This is a genomic window from Geminocystis sp. NIES-3708, assembly GCF_001548095.1.
Taxonomy (GTDB): domain Bacteria; phylum Cyanobacteriota; class Cyanobacteriia; order Cyanobacteriales; family Cyanobacteriaceae; genus Geminocystis.
In genome coordinates, this window is record NZ_AP014815.1 from 681,471 (window position 1) to 699,600 (window position 18,130).

The window sequence follows — 18,130 nt, forward strand, 5'->3', positions numbered from 1 at the left end:
TCCAATGTCATTTGTTAATTAATTTATTACCAAACTGGATCTGAATAGAGATTAACAATAAATTTAGCAGTATTCGCAGGAATAGAGCTAATACAAGCACAAATAGGCGTACCATCCTCAAGTTCAACTTCACAAGCGTGACAAGAACCCATCACACAACCCGTAGGAATAAAAACACCACCTCGTTTCGCTACTTCTAAAATTGGTTCACCTACTTCTGCCGTTACAGTGACATTATCAGGTAAAAATTTTACTTCAACACTCATAATAAAAAGGAATTGGGAGAATAGGAGATTAATAAACTTAAAAAATTAAGCCATAGCAGAATCGTCAAAATTGAGAGGAATATCTTGAATTCTACCATTTCCAATGGCGGCGATCGCCTCTTTTAAATCAACTTTACCCGTATATAAAGCTTTACCGACAATAACGCCATTTACCCCTAGGTACTCTAAAGATAATAAACTGAGTAAATCCGTTAAGGAACTAATACCACCAGAAGCAATAACAGGAATATCAGTGACTTTAGCTAATTCTTTTAAAGCCTCTAAATTAGGACCAATTAAAGTACCATCTCGACTAATATCAGTATAAATAATGGCGGCGGCTTTGTTAGAAATTTTTTGAGCTAAATCTGTGGCTTCTACCGTCGAAGTTTCTAACCATCCTTTCGTGGCAACCTTACCATCACGAGCATCGATGCCAACGGCGATTTTATTGGGAAAAACCTCACATAATTCTGTAACTAAATCAGGATTTTCTACCGCCACAGTACCAACTATAGCTCTTTCTACCCCTAAATTGAAAAGACGTTCCACGGAAATACGATCTCGTAAACCACCACCTACTTGCACAGGAATAGTTAAAGTTTCAACAATAGTTTTAATAATATCTAAATTAACTGTTGTTCCTTCTTTTGCCCCATCTAAATCCACTAAATGTAAGCGTGTAGCTCCTTGATTTTGCCACTGTAAAGCAACTTCTAAAGGATTTTCGTTAAAAATTTGAGATTGTTCATAATCACCTTGATATAATCTAACGCAACGCCCTGCTAATAAATCAATGGCGGGTATAACTTCCATAAAAATTTAATCATAAGTTAAGAGAATCACTATTATATCATCATTTTCAATGGACATTAAATTATAGACAATGAAGAATAAACCATGAACATTTTTTATTTTTTAATATTTTTTATTTTTTAAGAAATGCTGATAAACATTTTTCTGTATAGGGTTTAGCTTTTAGTATTTGAAATTTATTCTCAAAATTTACCTAAAATTTAAGATCTTCATTGACAGTTTTAAAAAAAAGAGCTATACTAACAAACATAGAGGATTAAACATCCGCTTCTGGTGTGAGTGAATTAAATAGAGAAGCCTTTAGGGTCGAAACATGGCAAGACTCCTAAGGGTTTTTTCTCTTTTAGAGCATAATTTATCATGACCAAAAAAAATCAATCTTTACCAACATCGTTTCTTATTATCACTGGTAAATTTGTCTGGAAAAAATTATGGTTATTGATGATGTCGAATTTAGCACCTAGTAATAATAAAGGTAGTTATAATCGTCCATCAAGTCAATTTCGTCACCAAATCAATCAAGAAAAAAACAGTATTTATACACCAGAAAAAGGGCGTTATAGTTTATACATAGGCATAAGTTGTCCTTGGGCTCATCGTACTTTAATTGTAAGGACATTAAAAGGCTTAGAGGATGTTATCGAGGTTAATATTCTTATTCCTGCTGTAAATGAAGGCGGTTGGGTAATGGAAAAAACTTCTGAAAATTGTCAAACTTTGCGACAACTTTATCAATTATCTCAACCTAATTATAAAGGACGTTGTACCGTGCCAGTTTTATGGGATAAAAAAACAAAAACTATTGTCAATAATGAAAGTAGTGAGATCATAATTTTACTAAATAGTGAGTTTAATAATTTTGCTAAAAATGCTAATTTAAACTTATATCCCGATGACTTAAAGATAAAAATTGAATCATGGAATGAGAAGATTTATCATAATATAAATAATGGTGTTTATCGTTGCGGTTTTGCTCAAACTCAATCAGTTTATGAGGAGGCTTGTAAAGAATTATTTACCCTTTTAGATGAAATTGAGACATATTTAAGTCATAATCATTATCTATGTGGTGATCGCCTTACTTTAGCGGATATTCGCTTATTTACTACTCTAATTCGTTTTGATACAGTTTATTATAGTTTGTTTAAATGTAGCTTAAAAATGATTAAAGATTATAAAAACTTGAGTAGATATTTGGATAATATTAATAACTTATCACAAATAAAAAATACTTATGATTTAACAGTTATCAAAAAAGATTATTATGGTAACTTATTTCCTCTTAACCCCAGTGGAATAATACCTTTGTAATACATAAATTGGGCATCATAACAATACTGAAAGCAGTGCAAAGAGATAATTAGGAGGTTTTAGTTTTGCTTTAAAGGCGATGCTAAAAACATAATCTTCCTATTTCTTTGTTAATTTGTCTTTCATATCAGTCATCACTTATTTTTATATCTAACTCAGGTTAAGGGTTAAGGGCTTAAAAAAATTAACCCTGATTTTGAAAATATTTTAATGTAACTATTTCATATCTTTTTTCCGTAATTTTATCTTTTTAGTCTAATTAATTTATATGCACCTTTTTCTGAGACTAATTGATAATCAGTATTTCGTAAATCACTATTTTTTAAATAGTTTGATTCAGCAACAATTAATATACTATTATTTTTTATTTTATTAGTTTCTAAGTAAGTTTTTAAAGCCTCTGTATTATCTACAAAATTAACTGGATTTTCACCATAATAAACTATACTATATCGAGTAAATCCTATTAAAAATATTTCTTCTTCTGGCTGAATTTCTTGTTTAATTTCAATAGATAATTCTCGAAAAGATTTTTGTCTTTCAGTATCTAACAGAGGAATTAAAGGAGGAAAAACAAAAGTGGTAAAGGAAAAAAAGGCGATTAAATTTGCACTCCATAACCAACGCCATAAAGATTTTTTAAATAATATAATAACTGCAATTAATACTCCTAATCCCCAAGAAATTGCAGAAATGATGGGTATTCCTGATGCTATTAAATTATCTGCTAATGTGGGTGCAGAAGGATCATTACCTACTAATTTACCACTAATAGCCGATGCTATAGCTAAAATTGTGAGAATAAGAATATTAACAATAGCAGTTATAAGAAATAGCCAATTATTTTGTCTTTCTGGTTTTTTTTGATTGAATTTATCCCCCCAAAATAAAGCAATAATGATAACAACGGCAGGAGTAACTGGGAGAATATAACCTTGAAGTTTCGTAGCGGCGGCGGAAAAAAATATAAAAATAGTAATAAACCATGTAAAACAATATAAGCCTAATTGAGAGTTACGAGGAGATTGTTTTACTTTCCTCCATTGCCAACAAGATAAATTTTTAATACCCAGAGGAAAATATACTGACCATGGTAACATTAAAATAGTACCCCAGATAATATAATAATACCAAGGTCCTGGATGATTAAAAACCACATTAGTAAAGCGTTTAAAGTTACTAACAGCTAAAAATTCGTTAACAAATATTTCCCCATCAAGAATAATAGCGGCAATATACCACGGTAATGCAACTACAAAAAATATAATAGTTGTGCGAATGGGGTTGATTTCCCCAAAAATTTCCCAAAATTTGCCCACATATAACAAAAAACTACCAATTCCTAGTATCGGTAAAATAACTCCAATTGGTCCTTTGACTAATACAGCGATCGCCATTAATATAGGAAAAAGACAATAGCATAACTGTTGGAATTTTGGTTTTTCAGGTTGAGCATAACCTAAAAAAAACACTAACATAGCACAAGCAATAGCAGAAGATAATAACATATCTGATACAGCTACTCTTCCCCATGCAATCCAGGCAGGATTTAATGCCATCATACCGCTACCAATCCATGCCGTTAACCATAATTGCCAAGAATTATTATCAGGTTTGTGGTGAGTAAAACCAAAGTAACGAAGAATATAAAATACTAAAAAGACAACGACAATGGCACTTAAAGCCACAGGAAATCTTGCCGCCCATTCTGTAACACCAAATATTTTAAAACTTAATGCTAAAAACCAATAACCCCCCGCAGGATAAGAATAAAAATAATTATTATTCCAATGAGGACTAATCCAATTATTAGTTAAAACCATCTGCCGAGCTACTTCTACATATAAAGCCTCAGTTTTATCAATCAAGCCAATATTACCAAGATTAGCTAAAAAAGCAATCCAACTAATTAACAATAAACCAAGAATGGAAATAATCCATAATTTTTTTGGCTGTTTTCGTAATAATTCTTCATTAAATTGCACAAATTTTCTCCTTCACTAACTGAATATATATCCGATTAATTGTTAATTATTTATGTATGGTTAATTATTAATTACTTTTACTACTTTTTAGCAAAGTAATTGACAAACTAAACATGATGTATCCTATAGTATAAGAAGCTAAAATATCTGTCACCCAATGCACTCTTAAATAAGCACTACTAATACCCATTAAAATAATTAAAAAAGTAGCAATAAAATAGAAATAATTTTTAAATTTAGGAAAAGATTGAGAGAAAATATAAGCTAATAAAAAGTATAATAATAAATTACCAGAAGCATGACCACTGGGAAAACTATTACCGAAAGCATTTTCTACTAAACGATTATCAGGGCGAGGAATATCAAAAAAAGGCTTAAGAATTTTGTCGATTAAAATTAAAATAGATAAAGTCGATAAAGCAATAACTTGTGCTTCTTCCCAATATTTTTTCCACAGTAAAAAGCCTAAACTAAATAAGACAATAAATACCGCAACTTCCGCTTCACCAATAAAGTAAGAAGCCTTAGCAATATAAATAAACCAACTAGGTAAAATTCTATGAATTGTGGTTAATAAGTTATTATCAAACGTCTTTAGTTTTCCCGTTAATACTAAATGACTTAAAATGATAAAAAAAGATAATGCTATACTAGAAAAAAACAGATTAATTTTATTTATATGCTGAAAAAAGTTTTTTGGCTTTAATAAATATTTAATTTTCATTTAACTTTTATAAAAGTGCTTTTTCTGCCAAAATCAATAAATTATTTATGATTAATTGTCAATCTAATATATTAACATAAAAATTAAAGTTAAGTAAAATATCAAGACTTTCCGTGTTAACGAGGAGATAAAAAATAAAAGAGAAACATTCCTGCACTAAAACCTATGGATGCTAACACAAAAATAAAACTAAATATTTGCCAATTTTTAAAACTTAATTTTTGCAAATCTAAACGAAATAATATAGTAGCGGAAGTGATCACTAATAAATCTGCAAAATGATCAAAATAACAAAAAATAAAAATTAACGCAATAGACCAAAATAAAATAGCAATAAACGCTTTAACATCAGAGTTTATCGTCTCTTCAAAAACAAAAGTAATTAAAGCAATGGGAGTACTTAAAAGCAAGGAAATTAAAATTAGCATTGAAAATGCAAATATTCTAGTTATCCATAAACCAATATCTTCTTCAATTACTAAATGAAAAGAGAGACTTTGTTCTCTTATTACCATAGCCCAATGCTCTAAATCATCAGCAATTAACCATCCCAAAACTGTATAAGTACATAAAAAAATACTGAAGGATAGGAAAAGATTTTTATCTAGCCAAGAAGATTCTTTTTCGAGATTATTAAAGGAGTGTTTACTTGGCATAGTAATGAGCAATTATTACACAAAAATTAGCAATTAATAACTATAAAATCTTTAAAAACTATCCCATCATTAGCCATCAACAATCACAAAAATTTTTCTTAAAAAACAAGTTAAATTTAAGACATAAATTGAGCCATATAATCGAAATAAGGTGCTGCTTCTTCCGCTTCTTCTTTACTCAGTAAACCTAAAGACGCTTCTTTAAGACAACGAATAGACTCCACCATTCCATCTAAAGGCACTCCCAAGGAATTATACATTTCTTTAGCTCCTATTAAACCGATGCTTTCAATAGGTTCTTTATCTCCTGATAAAATACCATAAGTGGCTAAACGTAAATACCAGCCAAAATCTCTTAAACACTGATTATACTGTTTTTGTCCAGAGGCATTACCACCCGATGCACGAAAATCAGGGCGTTTTCTAAATAACTCTCGACTAGCTTTTTCAACGATTTTTTTTTCGTTTTCTGTTAAAGTTTCAACAATTTTTAATCTTTGTAAACCTGAGTCTAAAAAAGACTTAATTCCTTGTAATTCGCCACTGCTGGGGTAGCGTAATTCATCATCTGCTTTGAGAATAACTTGACTAACTATGCTCATTTTATTAACGAGTATTATTTATATGATTAGTTTAACGTGACATTAGCACTTATTTATTGCCTACAGTCTATCACAAAAACGACTAATTTTTTAGACATGAAAATCTAAATTATAAGACCGATGTTTTCTTTATTTAAACTTTGTATATAAGGGCAAAATGGAACAAACTTTTCAAAAAAATCATAAATCTTAACATTTAAAATAATTCCCATACTTCTCGACAAAATTCTTTAAGTTTATCTCTAACTTCTTGTGTTGGTAAACATCTACCTTCCAACTGCCAATTATCAACGGTAGAAAATCGCCATACTTCTCCTGTATAGTTAAATCCAGCAGTTTCGATTCCGATTAAACCTAGTTTATTTTCCTCTACATCTTGATGAAATCTAATTTGTATTAAAATACTCCTACTTTGAATTTTGCGACTCCATCCGGGAAAATGAAAGCCAATATCAATAGAGTCAGGATCAACTAAATTAATTGTATCAGGATCATTATGCCATGGTTGCAAATCTCCTTTAGCATCAGGAAAATATTGTTTAAACAAATTGACAATAGAAGCTATTTTGCTAGTAATTTCTAATCCTTTTGCTTGTTCAGATGCGTTCATAGATGAATTTCTTTGTAGTTACATTTGACTTTAAGATAAGATTAAGTATAAGCAATCTTATCTAAGTTGTTATATTTTGATGAAGCTAGGAAATTAAGAGATAATAACGAGCCAATAAATATTGGTTTTAATGAGTGCTACTTAAAAGTAAGGCTTGTTGTTGCATTTTTTTAAAAATATTAAGAAAGCCATTAGCACGAGAAGGGGTGAGACTAACTTGTAATCCAGTTTCCTCAATAAAGTCAGGGGTTAAAGTAAGAATTTGTGTAGGAGTTAATCCGTTTAAACCTTCAATCAAAAATGCAACTAATCCTTTAACTAATTGTGCATCAGAATCTCCTTGATAAAATATTTTATCTTCTTCTAATTTAGAAGTTATGTAAACCTGAGAAACACATCCTAACACTTTATTCTCTTCCGTTTTTCCTTCTTCTGACATCGGTGCTAGTTTTTTCCCATACCAGAGTAACTGCTCATATTTTTGTTTCGGATTATCACGACGCTTAAATTTTTCAACTATTTTATCAAGGTTTTCAGGTCTTGTGAAAGAATTGGATACCATAAAGTTAATAATAATTATCAGAACATTTTGTAAGTGCTTCTCGTCTATTGTAATTAATAACTAGATCTTAAAGTTGATTAACATGGCTTTTAATTCAATTTTTCCTTTCAAATCTCTTTCTTTTGGTGGCATAATAACAATTATATTTTTATTTAACCTAATACCGTCAAATTCCATCGCTCAAATTCCTAAAAATCAGGAAATAAAAGGTACAACAGGAGGAAATAATAATAGTGGTGACTGTGGTTATATTGGCAATCAACCTAGTCATATTATTAACTTAAGCCAACAAGTATATTCATTAAATATAGTAGTTGAAACAAATCAAGGTAAACCAACCCTTTTAGTAGTAGGTCCAGGAAATAATGATCGTTTTTGTATTTTAGGAGAAGCAAGTCCGGGTAAATACCCTAAAATGGGCGGTGTTTGGGCGGCGGGAAAATACCTCATCTATGTTGGCGATATTCAAGGAAATCAAAATCCTTTCACCTTAAAAATAACAACTCAATAAAGTTAATAAAAAACATTAGTATGTTACAATGACCTAAGTTTTTCAAAAAATTGCCATTTAAAAGCCTTCAATAATTATTCATTAGTAATGATTTATTATGATTTTTTCTCTAATCTTAAGACTAACTATTTGGTTTCTTCTCACTTCTGATTTAAGTATTTTGAATATTATTATTGGTATAGCTATTGCTGTTTTATTACCCCGTAGTCAAGTAGAAAAAGAATCAATCAAAGAATGGATAAAAGTCTTAGGAAAATTATTAATTGCTATCCCTCAAGCCTATTATGAAGCTATAGAAATAATGATTTTCCCTCATCCCTATGAAGGCTTAACTTTAGAAAGAGTCAAACCAAAACGTTCTAGAAATTTAATTTTTTTAGACATATTTTTAATTACCTTTACACCTAAAACTATTGTTTTAAAATATTACAAACAAGGATTATTTCAAATTCATAGAATTTTAAGAAAGAAAAACTCATGAATATTATTTTAACAATCATGATTGTAACTTTATTAATACCCATTTATCAGTCTTGGAAAGACGAAAATATATGGCAAAAAATGTTAGCCTTTGCTAGTCTTTCTTCAAAAAGTGCCATCATGATTTTATTTATTTCTGTTTTGCGAGATGATTGGATGATTGGCATTGTCGGAGTAATTATTTTAACGGTTGGTAATGCGGGATTAATGTTATTAGCACAAGTAGTTAAACGTATGACAATAAACAATTAAATATTCTTGCATCAAACTAAGGTTTGTAATAGACACTGTCGCCATAGACTAAAAACAAAACTTTATGGTTTAGGCTTAGTAAATTGAGAAGCCGCAGGAAAATATTTAACAGGCTCATTTTGTAAAGCCTTACTCATAAACTGTCGCCAAATTGGTGCGGCATATCCTCCCCCTGTTACCCCCCTACCCAAACTACGATTGTAATCATCATTGCCAATCCATACTGCTGTTGAAAGTTGAGGTACATAACCCACAAACCAAACATCTCTTTCTCCTGATGTAGTACCTGTTTTACCAGCCGCTGGTCTGCCAATATTGGCACTACTAGCAGTACCACCATTAATAACATTCTGTAAAGTACTGGTTAAAGAGGCTGTTGCCCACTCATTTAATACTAATTGAGGTTTTGGGGTATTATCTAACATGAGATTTCCTAAACTATCTGTAACTTGCATGATCATAGTTGTATCTGATTGCCAACCATTACTTGCAAAAGTAGCATAAGCTTTCGCCATTTCCATGGGTGTTACCCCAATAGGACCTAAAGGTAAAGATACGACAGGTTGTAAAGGACTCTCAATACCTAGAGTACGACAAACTTCGATGACTTTATCTAAACCGACTCTCTGCCCTAAAACTACTGCTGGAATATTAAGGGATGTAGCTAAGGCATGGGTAATACTAACGCTTCCTCCACCTTGCCCACCGCCATAGTTTTGCGGACGATAATAACCACCTCCTTCTCGAAAACCTCTGGTATAATTAGGAACACTAGAATAAGGTGTATATTTACCTGAAGCAAATGCTGTATAATAAACAAAAGGTTTAAAGGCTGAACCGGGTTGCCGACGAGATTGTAATACTCTGTTAAATTGACTTTTTTCATAATCAATTCCTCCTACTACTGCTTTAACGAAATGAGTGCGAGGATCGATTGCTACTAATGCCACCTGATCGGCTCTAACTCCTGAACCTCTTAGATTACGATGGGCTCTTTTAACAATTTCTTCTGCTTCGGTTTGTAATTTATAGTCAATCGTTGTTTGAACATTAATGCCTCCTTTAGTGACAGTATCCATCCCAAAACGCTGAATTAATTCTTCTTTCACCGCATCCGTAACATAGGGTAACTTACTTGTTTGCCATGCCCTTCTTTTGCCTATGAGTACGGGTGCATTTTTCGCTTTATCTGCTTCTTCTTTACTAATCCAACCGATGTCAACCATCCGATTAAGTACTATAGCTTGTCTTTCTTTAGCTAAGGGATAATCAGCAAATGGACTATAGACTTCTGGAGCTTGAATTATTCCTGCCATCATCGCTCCTTCTGCTAAAGTCAAATCCTTTGCGGATTTATTAAAATAACTTTGTGCTGCGGTTTCTGCACCATAATTATTATGACCCCAATAAATATTATTCAGATACATTTCTAAAATATCATCCTTACCAAACACTTGTTCTACTCGTAATGCTAAAACCGCTTCTGCTAATTTTCGAGAAAAAGTTCGTTGATGAGAAAGAAAAACATTTTTAACTAATTGCATGGTTAAGGTAGAAGCACCTTCTACCACTGAACCACTTTGAAAGTTAACAACTACTGCCCTAGCAATACCATTAGGACTAATTCCTTTATGGGTATAAAAATTACTATCTTCGATCGCCATCACTGCTCTTTTTAGTTGTGGCGATATTTCTTCTAGTGGTACATTAGTCCTATGTTCTTCTCCATGAAAAGTGGTTAATAACAAACCTTTCACATCATAAATGTAGCTTGTTTGAGAAGGAACATAATTATTTAATACTCTTACATCAGGCAAATTGCGAAAACTAATAGCTAAACCAACGATTCCTCCTGCTATTGCTGATGTAGTTAATAAAGTTAAGCCGAGAAATGTTCCTCCAGCTACTTTTGCTACCCCTTTGACAAAATTGGAGGGAGTAGAAGGTTTTTGATCCTTAGTTTTTCGTTTAATGGTGGTTGATGACACAGTGTTTAAGGAGTAAATAAATAAAATTTTAATTAAAAATTCAACGATTACATATTAGTTTAAAATTATACTAATACAATTGAGTTAAAAAATAACTGCGCTTGATCCTAGCATAAAGCTCATATAATAAATCAAGATTTAAGTAATAAAACTCAAAATCAACTAGCAAAAATTTTCCTTATCCATCAAAGTTATTTGATTAAATTATTAGGAGTATAATTAAACGATGTTTGTTCTTAGTGGTTACGAATATTTTTTAGGTTTTTTAATTATTAGCAGTTCTGTTCCTATTTTAGCTTTAACCGCATCTAAATTACTACGACCAAAAACAGGTGGTCCTGAAAGGCACATTACCTATGAGTCTGGAATGGAACCTTTTGGCGGTGCATGGATTCAATTTAATATTCGCTACTATATGTTTGCTCTTGTATTTGTGGTTTTTGATGTGGAAACAGTCTTTCTATATCCTTGGGCTGTTGCCTTCAATACTTTAGGTTTATTAGCTTTCATCGAAGCCCTAATTTTTATTTCTATTCTCGTTCTTGCTTTAGTTTATGCCTGGCGTAAAGGTGCTTTAGAATGGTCATAATCAATTTAACAATTAACAATTGACAACGAATCTGTTTTCGGGTCTTAATGATTAAGTTACCTTAAAATATAGATAATGCTATTTTCTTTAAATAAATTATGAGTAATTCCACACCAGATTTAGCTACACTACAAAAACAAGCTACAGAAAAAATCCTTAACCCCATTGCTAGAAGTCAGGTAACACAGGATTTATCGGAAAATGTAATTCTTACCACCGTTGATGATTTACATAACTGGGCTAGGCTTTCTAGTTTATGGCCTTTACTTTATGGTACAGCTTGTTGCTTTATCGAATTTGCGGCTTTAATTGGCTCTCGATTCGATTTTGATCGATTTGGGTTAGTTCCCCGTTCAAGTCCCCGTCAAGCAGATTTACTCATCACTGCGGGAACAGTTACGATGAAGATGGCACCTGCTTTAGTGCGTTTATATGAACAAATGCCCGAACCTAAATATGTTATTGCCATGGGTGCTTGTACTATTACAGGTGGAATGTTTAGCAGTGACTCGACTACGGCAGTTAGGGGTGTAGATAAATTAATCCCCGTTGATGTTTATATTCCGGGTTGTCCTCCTCGTCCTGAAGCTATTTTTGATGCTATTATCAAACTCAGAAAAAAAGTTGCTAATGAATCTATACAAGAACGAGGCACTGTTCAAAGTCAAACTCATAGATATTATTCCACAACCCATAATTTGAAAGTTGTTGAACCAATCTTGACAGGAGAATATATGCGCAGCAAAACTAGACATAATCCACCAGCTGAATTAGCTGCGGCGATGGGATTACCGGTCTCTCCCGCTTTAGAAACTACGACAGCAAAACAAGAGGTAGAATAATGACCGAAGTTAATAATACTCCTGAAAATACCGAAAATGCACCTTTAGTTCAAGCAGGTGTAGCTTCTCAGTGGCTAACAGAAAATGGTTTTGATCATCAATCCCTCGAAAAAGATCACTCAGGCATAGAATTAATCAAAGTTGAAGCTGAATATTTAATTCCCATTGCTACTGCTTTATATGCCTACGGCTTTAATTATCTCCAATGTCAAGGTGCTTATGATTTAGGAGCGGGAAAAGAGTTAGTAAGTTTTTATCATCTTATTAAAGTTAGTGATAATGTTACAAGCCCCGAAGAAATACGTATAAAAGTATATCTTAATCGGGAAGATCCTAAAGTACCTTCTCTATATTGGATTTGGAAAGCCGCCGATTGGCAAGAAAGAGAAAGCTACGAAATGTATGGCATTATCTACGAAGGGCATCCTAATCTCAAGCGTTTGTTAATGCCTGAAGATTGGATAGGTTGGCCTTTACGGAAAGATTATATTTCTCCCGATTTTTACGAACTCCAAGACGCATATTAATAATTAATAATTAACAATTAACAATTAATAATTAATTATCTACTTAATCAATAAATGCTTTGGTTTGTCAAAATTGAAAAAGGGATTGTTTCTAAAGAAAATTTTGATCAATACGTTGATGATCATATTGCCTATGTTAAACAACTAATTACTAATGGTCACGAGGCAAAAACCGGTTATTGGGCAGAATTAGGAGGAGGAATGATGATTTTTAAAGCCAATTCAAGGGATGAAGCGGAATCAATTATCAGAAATGATCCTCTTGTTAAAAATAATTGTGTTGAGTATGAATTACATCAATGGCAAATTGTTGTCTAAAACTGATTATTAGTGTTCAAGTAATGCTACTATTGGCCCGATAAATAATTTTTATGATTTTGTCAACTTTATTCAGTGGCACGGTGTCGGCGATCGCAGTAGAATATAAAGAAGAATTAAACTAAAACTGAAAAAAGTAATGACAGAAAGTTCCACTATTCAGAAAAAAAGCTCTAAAGTAGAAGGTATTAAAGACCGTAGTAATTTTTTAAGAGAGCCAATAGCTACAGAGTTACAACAAAATACAACCCATTTTAGTGAAGACGGTATTCAAATTCTGAAATTTCACGGTTCATATCAACAAGATAATCGAGATAATAGAGTAAAAGGTCAAGAAAAAGATTATCAATTCATGTTACGCACCCGTAATCCCGGTGGTTTTATTCCTCCGCAACTATATCTCGCCCTCGAAAACTTATCCGAAGAATATGGTAATCAGACACTGAGAGTTACAACCAGACAAGGTTATCAAATTCACGGAATTCTTAAAAAAAATCTCAAGGCAGTAATTAGTCGTATTGTTAAAAATATGGGCTCAACTTTAGGAGCTTGTGGTGACTTAAATCGTAACGTGATGGCACCTCCAGCACCCTATAAAAATCGCCCTGATTATCAGTATGCGTGGGAATATGCGGAAAAAATCGCTGATTTACTCACCCCTCAAACTGGTGCGTATTATGAAATTTGGTTAGATGGCGAAAAAGCTATTACCGCAGAAGAATCCCCAGAAATTAAAGCTTATCGTCAAAAAGATCTTAATGGTAGTAACTTCACCGATTCTGAAGAGCCTATTTATGGCACTCATTATATGCCTCGTAAGTTCAAATGTTCAGTTACCGTTCCAGGAGATAACTCTATTGATATTTATACCCATGATCTTAGTTTAGTGGTTATTACCAATAAAAAAGGAGAATTAGAAGGTTTTAATATTCTTGCAGGAGGAGGCTTAGGGCGCACCCATCGTAAAAATGAAACCTTTGCCCGTAGTGCTGATAAAATTGGATATGTAAAAAAAGAGGATGTTTTTGATTTAGTTAAAGCCGTAGTAGCCACTCAACGAGATTATGGGGATCGTACAGATAGAAGACACGCTCGGATGAAATACTTAATTAATGATTGGGGGGTAGAAAAATTTACCACTAAATTAGAAGAGTTTTTCGGTAAAAAATTAGAGAGTTTTAAACCATTACCAGAATGGCAATATGAGGACTATTTAGGATGGCATGAGCAAGGAGACGGAAAACTATTTATTGGTATTTCTGTTGAAAATGGACGAGTAAAAAATGAAGGGAAATTGCAATTAAAAGAAGCCTTAAAAAAAGTCATTGAAAAATATGAATTACCAACTCGTTTGACAGCTAACCATAACATTATTCTTTACGAAATTGATCCTCAATGGCAAGAAGATATAAGCCAAATTTTTATAACTCACGGCATAGAAATTAACCCTGAAAATGTTAATCATCTTACCCGTTATTCCATGGCTTGTCCAGCATTACCCACTTGCGGATTAGCTACCACAGAATCAGAGCGAATTTTACCAAGTATTTTAGAAAGAATTGATGTCTTATTAGCTCAATTAGGTATCCCAGAAGAAAACATCGTTATTCGCATGACAGGATGTCCGAATGGTTGTGCTCGCCCTTATATGGCAGAATTAGGCTTTGTAGGAGATTCACCCAATGTTTATCAAATGTGGCTAGGTGGTTGTCCGAATCAAACTCGTTTAGCTAGAGTTTATGTAGATAAATTAAATATAGCTAACCTAGAAAAATTTTTAGAACCATTATTTGTTTTTTTCCGTGACAGTAAACAAAAAAAAGAGACTTTTGGGGATTTTTGTAATCGTCTTGGTTTTGATGCTTTACGCACATTTGCTGATACATATCAACCTACTAACAAAAAAATAGTTAAAAAAGGTGAAAAACAACCTCGTAAAAAACGTAATGAACATCGTATCAGTGTTAATGAGGAATGGTATCAAAAGTTAAAAACTACTTCCAGTGAACAGAAAAAAGGTATGAATCAAATTGTTTCGGAAGCCTTAGCTGCTTATTTTGGTGAGTAAAATCGTTAACAATTAACAATTAACGATTAACAATTGATCTTAACTTATTCTATAGTTGCCCCTTGAGTATCTAAATTTAAACTCTTAACATCAGCTTTTATTCCTATATTTTGCCATGTATTTTTCATTGCATTAATAACATCATCAGCGTATAGACTAGAACTTAAAGCTAATAAACTTGGACCTGCACCACTAATTACCATTCCGTAACCTTTTGCTTTAATCACTGCCTCATAAATATCATCATAACCAGTGATTAAACTTTTACGATATGGTTGATGTAATTTATCTTTCAAGGCTTCCGTTAACCAATCTGGATTACCTGTTTCTAAACCTTTAATTAATAACCCCAAATGCGCGATATTAAAAATAGCATCCGAATAACTTAATTGTTTTGGTAATACTGCTCTAGCCGCTTCTGTTGATAATTCAAAATTAGGTATTGCCACAATAAACTTAATATCAGGATTAGAAGTAATGGGAACAAAATGCCATTTACTATCTTCGCCTACAGATAAAATACAATTACCTAAAAATGCAGGGACAACATTATCTGGATGACCTTCAATGGCGATCGCTAAATTAATCAAATCATCTTGAGAAAGCTTTTGGGTGGAAAAATAATTAGCCGCTAATAAACCCGCCACAATGGCTGTTGCTGAACTACCTAAACCTCTAGCTAAGGGGACATTTATGCTAATTTTAGTATCGATGGCAGGAGGCGTTAAATTGATGTGTTGATAAAAATGTAAAAAAGATTGATAAAGCAAGTTATCTTCTTTCAAACTAATTTTATCTGCACCATCACCAATAACTTGAAAAGTAGTTTTATCGTTATTACTTAAACTAAATTCAAATTGATTATAAAGACTTAACGCAGTACCGATACAATCAAAGCCAGAGCCTAAATTAGCCGTTGTGGCGGGTACTTGAATAAGAATAGAATTAGATTGACTCATTTACAATTGATAAAAATTAGATGGTGATGACCAGAAAACATTGTATCAGTTAGTTTGTAGTTATAGAAGAAAGAAAAACTGATCAATCTTGATCGAGAATGATACGATAACGAGCTTTTCCTGATTTTAGACGTGCCATTGCTTGATTAACTTGACTCATAGGAAAATGTTCGGTTACAGGTTTAATATTATGAAGTTGACAAAATTCTAGCATCTGAGCAATGATTGCAGGACTTCCTACAGGAGAACCCGATACAGATTTCTGTCCAAAAATCATCGACATAACATTAAGATTCACAGGTTCAATTACAGCACCTAATAGATGAAGACGACCTTGTGGTTTTAAAGTTTCTAAATAACCATTCCAATCAAGTTTGACGTTCACTGTGGACAAAATTAGATCAAAACGTCCTTTAGCTGATGAGAGAATTTCTGGGTCTCTGGAATTAAGAGTATCATGGGCTCCCAATTTTAAGGCTTCTTCTTTTTTCGATTCACTGGAAGTAAATGCGGTAACTCGACAACCCCATGCTCGTAAAAACTGTAAAGCCATGTGACCTAAACCACCAATACCAATAACCCCCACACTAGCAGTTGGTAAAATATTAAACTGGATTAAGGGATTAAATACTGTAATACCACCACAAAATAATGGTCCTGCTGTAGTGGCATCAATATTATCAGGTAATTTGATTACACTAGGCACTTTTGCTCTGACAATATCAGCAAAACCTCCATGTCTGCCTACAATTGTTCCTACAGCATTGTTACACATATTCTGATAGCCAGTTAAGCATTGCTGACAAGTTAAACAGTAACCTGAATGCCATCCTAAACCAACATAATCACCTATCTTTAGATTAGTTACATCTTTGCCGATGGCTCTAACTGTTCCAATTACTTCGTGCCCTGGTACAAAGGGATATTGTGTCACACCCCAAGCATTTTCCAACATACTTAAATCACTATGGCAAATACCACAATGTTTAACAGCAATATCAACTTCATAAGCACCAATTTCTCCCAATTCATACTGAAAAGGTTTCAAAGTTCCATCTACTTCACTAGCGGCATAAGCATTAACAGTAGTCATAATTTTTTGATTCGATTAAGTTATCTTGGTTGAATTGATTAAATTTTTCAATGATTCAAGATAATCTTAACTTAATTGCAAAAGAAGTTTAGGGATGTGGTACTTCACACCTAGAAGCACTTAAAATTAACTTTAGTTTCCCTCCTTAGGTAATGATCAATTAATTTACTCATAACCGTCTTTGTGTTATCATCTTTGAATGCTTAGACAAAAAGCGATTATGCTAACCTTATTTAAGCTATAAAATAAACCACTTGTAAATCAGTTAGCCATATAAGGCATGGTTTGGTTACAGAAATTGTTTACAAAAACAGATAACGATAATAATCTCTCTGACAAAATCTATGAGAGACATTGGATTACCCTTGATCCTAAAATATTCGGACAAAGTAAAATATACTTTAGTAGTAATCAAGAAATTGATTTATATGAATTAGAAGAATTGTGCGACTCCGTAGGATGGGCAAGAAGACCTTTACGTAAAGTGAGAAAAGCCCTGGAAAATAGCTACCTAGTTTCTTCAGCATGGGAAGTAAAAGGAGCAACAACATCGATGATCGGATTTGCCCGTGCGACATCAGATCATGCTTTCAATGCTACTATTTGGGATGTAGTGATACACCCTCGTTTCCAAAATAAAGGCTTGGGTAAAACATTTATGAAATATATGATCAAAAAGTTACGTAGTGATGATATTAGTAATGTAACTTTATTTGCTGATCCTCACGTTATCGATTTTTATAAGCGATTGGGTTTTGTTTTAGATCCTGAAGGAATAAAGGGGATGTTTTGGTATCCTGATTAATAGTAAAAACACTTAAACTCTTCTATATAGTTGTTTTAGCTTATTTTAATAAGGTAACAAGATTAACAAGAATGTTATTTATGTTAATCTTGTTATCAAGAATTTAATGTCAAAATAATGCAGAATTTATTGGATGAGACAAACACTTAATTATCTCGATTGAAGT

At 32.6% G+C, this 18,130-nt stretch carries 21 protein-coding genes; 10 read left to right on the top strand and 11 right to left on the bottom strand.

Features of this window, described 5'->3' with window-relative positions; all coding sequences use genetic code 11:
* Window positions 1–26 precede the first annotated feature (26 nt).
* Both GM3708_RS02865 and hisA read right to left on the bottom strand, forming a co-directional pair.
* Window positions 27–266 (bottom strand): 2Fe-2S iron-sulfur cluster binding domain-containing protein, encoded by a 240-nt coding sequence (locus GM3708_RS02865; protein ID WP_066343964.1) that lies wholly within the window; start codon window positions 264–266, stop codon window positions 27–29.
* 45 nt (window positions 267–311) lie between these two features.
* Window positions 312–1,082, bottom strand: a complete 771-nt coding sequence (gene hisA / locus GM3708_RS02870; protein ID WP_066343965.1) for a 1-(5-phosphoribosyl)-5-[(5-phosphoribosylamino)methylideneamino]imidazole-4-carboxamide isomerase — start codon at window positions 1,080–1,082, stop codon at window positions 312–314.
* A gap of 360 nt (window positions 1,083–1,442) precedes the next feature.
* On the opposite strand from hisA, the gene GM3708_RS02875 reads away from it, so the two are divergent.
* Window positions 1,443–2,393: a glutathione S-transferase family protein gene (locus GM3708_RS02875; RefSeq protein WP_066343967.1), complete on the top strand. Its 951-nt coding sequence runs from the start codon at window positions 1,443–1,445 to the stop codon at window positions 2,391–2,393.
* Between the two features lie 242 nt (window positions 2,394–2,635).
* On the opposite strand, the gene GM3708_RS02880 is transcribed toward GM3708_RS02875, so the two are convergent.
* From GM3708_RS02880 to GM3708_RS02905, 6 genes are all read right to left on the bottom strand, one after another.
* The gene (locus GM3708_RS02880) at window positions 2,636–4,378 is read right to left on the bottom strand and encodes a glycosyltransferase family 39 protein (RefSeq protein WP_066343969.1); all 1,743 of its coding nucleotides are present in this window, start codon (window positions 4,376–4,378) and stop codon (window positions 2,636–2,638) included.
* Window positions 4,379–4,445: 67 nt separating this feature from the next.
* Window positions 4,446–5,102 (bottom strand): phosphatase PAP2 family protein, encoded by a 657-nt coding sequence (locus GM3708_RS02885; protein ID WP_066343971.1) that lies wholly within the window; start codon window positions 5,100–5,102, stop codon window positions 4,446–4,448.
* Window positions 5,103–5,218: 116 nt separating this feature from the next.
* The gene (locus GM3708_RS02890; RefSeq protein WP_066343973.1) at window positions 5,219–5,758 is read right to left on the bottom strand and encodes a hypothetical protein; all 540 of its coding nucleotides are present in this window, start codon (window positions 5,756–5,758) and stop codon (window positions 5,219–5,221) included.
* A 116-nt stretch (window positions 5,759–5,874) separates the two neighbouring features.
* Window positions 5,875–6,360, bottom strand: coding sequence for an allophycocyanin subunit alpha-B (locus tag GM3708_RS02895; protein ID WP_066343975.1), 486 nt, complete (start codon window positions 6,358–6,360; stop codon window positions 5,875–5,877).
* 196 nt (window positions 6,361–6,556) lie between these two features.
* A complete protein-coding gene (locus tag GM3708_RS02900) occupies window positions 6,557–6,970 on the bottom strand; it encodes a hypothetical protein (RefSeq protein ID WP_066343979.1) in 414 nt (137 codons plus the stop codon).
* A 127-nt stretch (window positions 6,971–7,097) separates the two neighbouring features.
* The gene (locus GM3708_RS02905) at window positions 7,098–7,532 is read right to left on the bottom strand and encodes a SufE family protein (protein ID WP_066343984.1); all 435 of its coding nucleotides are present in this window, start codon (window positions 7,530–7,532) and stop codon (window positions 7,098–7,100) included.
* An 82-nt stretch (window positions 7,533–7,614) separates the two neighbouring features.
* Between GM3708_RS02905 and GM3708_RS02910 the strand changes: the two genes are divergently transcribed.
* The 3 genes from GM3708_RS02910 (at window position 7,615) to GM3708_RS02920 (ending at window position 8,775) form a co-directional block, all read left to right on the top strand.
* Entirely contained in the window at window positions 7,615–8,043 is a 429-nt protein-coding gene (locus GM3708_RS02910) for a hypothetical protein (protein WP_066343985.1), read from the top strand.
* 97 nt (window positions 8,044–8,140) lie between these two features.
* The gene (locus tag GM3708_RS02915) at window positions 8,141–8,524 is read left to right on the top strand and encodes a cation:proton antiporter (protein ID WP_066343986.1); all 384 of its coding nucleotides are present in this window, start codon (window positions 8,141–8,143) and stop codon (window positions 8,522–8,524) included.
* The gene (locus tag GM3708_RS02920; RefSeq protein WP_066343987.1) at window positions 8,521–8,775 is read left to right on the top strand and encodes a hypothetical protein; all 255 of its coding nucleotides are present in this window, start codon (window positions 8,521–8,523) and stop codon (window positions 8,773–8,775) included. Before GM3708_RS02915 ends, GM3708_RS02920 begins: the two co-directional genes overlap by 4 nt.
* Before the next feature lie 62 nt (window positions 8,776–8,837).
* Here the strand turns inward: GM3708_RS02920 and GM3708_RS02925 are convergent, their stop codons facing one another.
* Window positions 8,838–10,763, bottom strand: coding sequence for a transglycosylase domain-containing protein (locus GM3708_RS02925; protein WP_066343988.1), 1,926 nt, complete (start codon window positions 10,761–10,763; stop codon window positions 8,838–8,840).
* Between the two features lie 226 nt (window positions 10,764–10,989).
* Between GM3708_RS02925 and ndhC the strand changes: the two genes are divergently transcribed.
* From ndhC to sir, 5 genes are all read left to right on the top strand, one after another.
* Window positions 10,990–11,352, top strand: coding sequence for a photosynthetic/respiratory NAD(P)H-quinone oxidoreductase subunit C (ndhC, locus tag GM3708_RS02930; RefSeq protein ID WP_066343990.1), 363 nt, complete (start codon window positions 10,990–10,992; stop codon window positions 11,350–11,352).
* A gap of 98 nt (window positions 11,353–11,450) precedes the next feature.
* A complete protein-coding gene (gene ndhK, locus GM3708_RS02935; protein ID WP_066343992.1) occupies window positions 11,451–12,194 on the top strand; it encodes a photosynthetic/respiratory NAD(P)H-quinone oxidoreductase subunit K in 744 nt (247 codons plus the stop codon).
* Complete coding sequence (locus GM3708_RS02940; RefSeq protein ID WP_066343996.1) at window positions 12,194–12,721, top strand: NAD(P)H-quinone oxidoreductase subunit J; 528 nt, start codon at window positions 12,194–12,196, stop codon at window positions 12,719–12,721. Before ndhK ends, GM3708_RS02940 begins: the two co-directional genes overlap by 1 nt.
* Window positions 12,722–12,775: 54 nt before the next feature.
* Window positions 12,776–13,039 carry a YciI family protein gene (locus tag GM3708_RS02945; protein ID WP_066343997.1) on the top strand — a complete coding sequence of 88 codons (264 nt, stop codon included), beginning with the start codon at window positions 12,776–12,778 and terminating at the stop codon, window positions 13,037–13,039.
* Window positions 13,040–13,178: 139 nt separating this feature from the next.
* Window positions 13,179–15,107, top strand: coding sequence for a sulfite reductase, ferredoxin dependent (sir, locus tag GM3708_RS02950; RefSeq protein WP_066343998.1), 1,929 nt, complete (start codon window positions 13,179–13,181; stop codon window positions 15,105–15,107).
* 44 nt (window positions 15,108–15,151) lie between these two features.
* On the opposite strand, the gene thrB is transcribed toward sir, so the two are convergent.
* Window positions 15,152–16,066: a homoserine kinase gene (thrB, locus tag GM3708_RS02955; RefSeq protein WP_066343999.1), complete on the bottom strand. Its 915-nt coding sequence runs from the start codon at window positions 16,064–16,066 to the stop codon at window positions 15,152–15,154.
* Between the two features lie 82 nt (window positions 16,067–16,148).
* Window positions 16,149–17,159, bottom strand: coding sequence for an NAD(P)-dependent alcohol dehydrogenase (locus GM3708_RS02960; RefSeq protein WP_066344001.1), 1,011 nt, complete (start codon window positions 17,157–17,159; stop codon window positions 16,149–16,151).
* Window positions 17,160–17,439: 280 nt separating this feature from the next.
* Here GM3708_RS02960 and GM3708_RS02965 point away from each other — a divergent pair, with 280 nt between their 5' ends.
* On the top strand, window positions 17,440–17,964 hold the full coding sequence (locus GM3708_RS02965; protein ID WP_066344002.1) for a GNAT family N-acetyltransferase: 525 nt from the start codon (window positions 17,440–17,442) through the stop codon (window positions 17,962–17,964).
* Window positions 17,965–18,130: the final 166 nt, after the last annotated feature.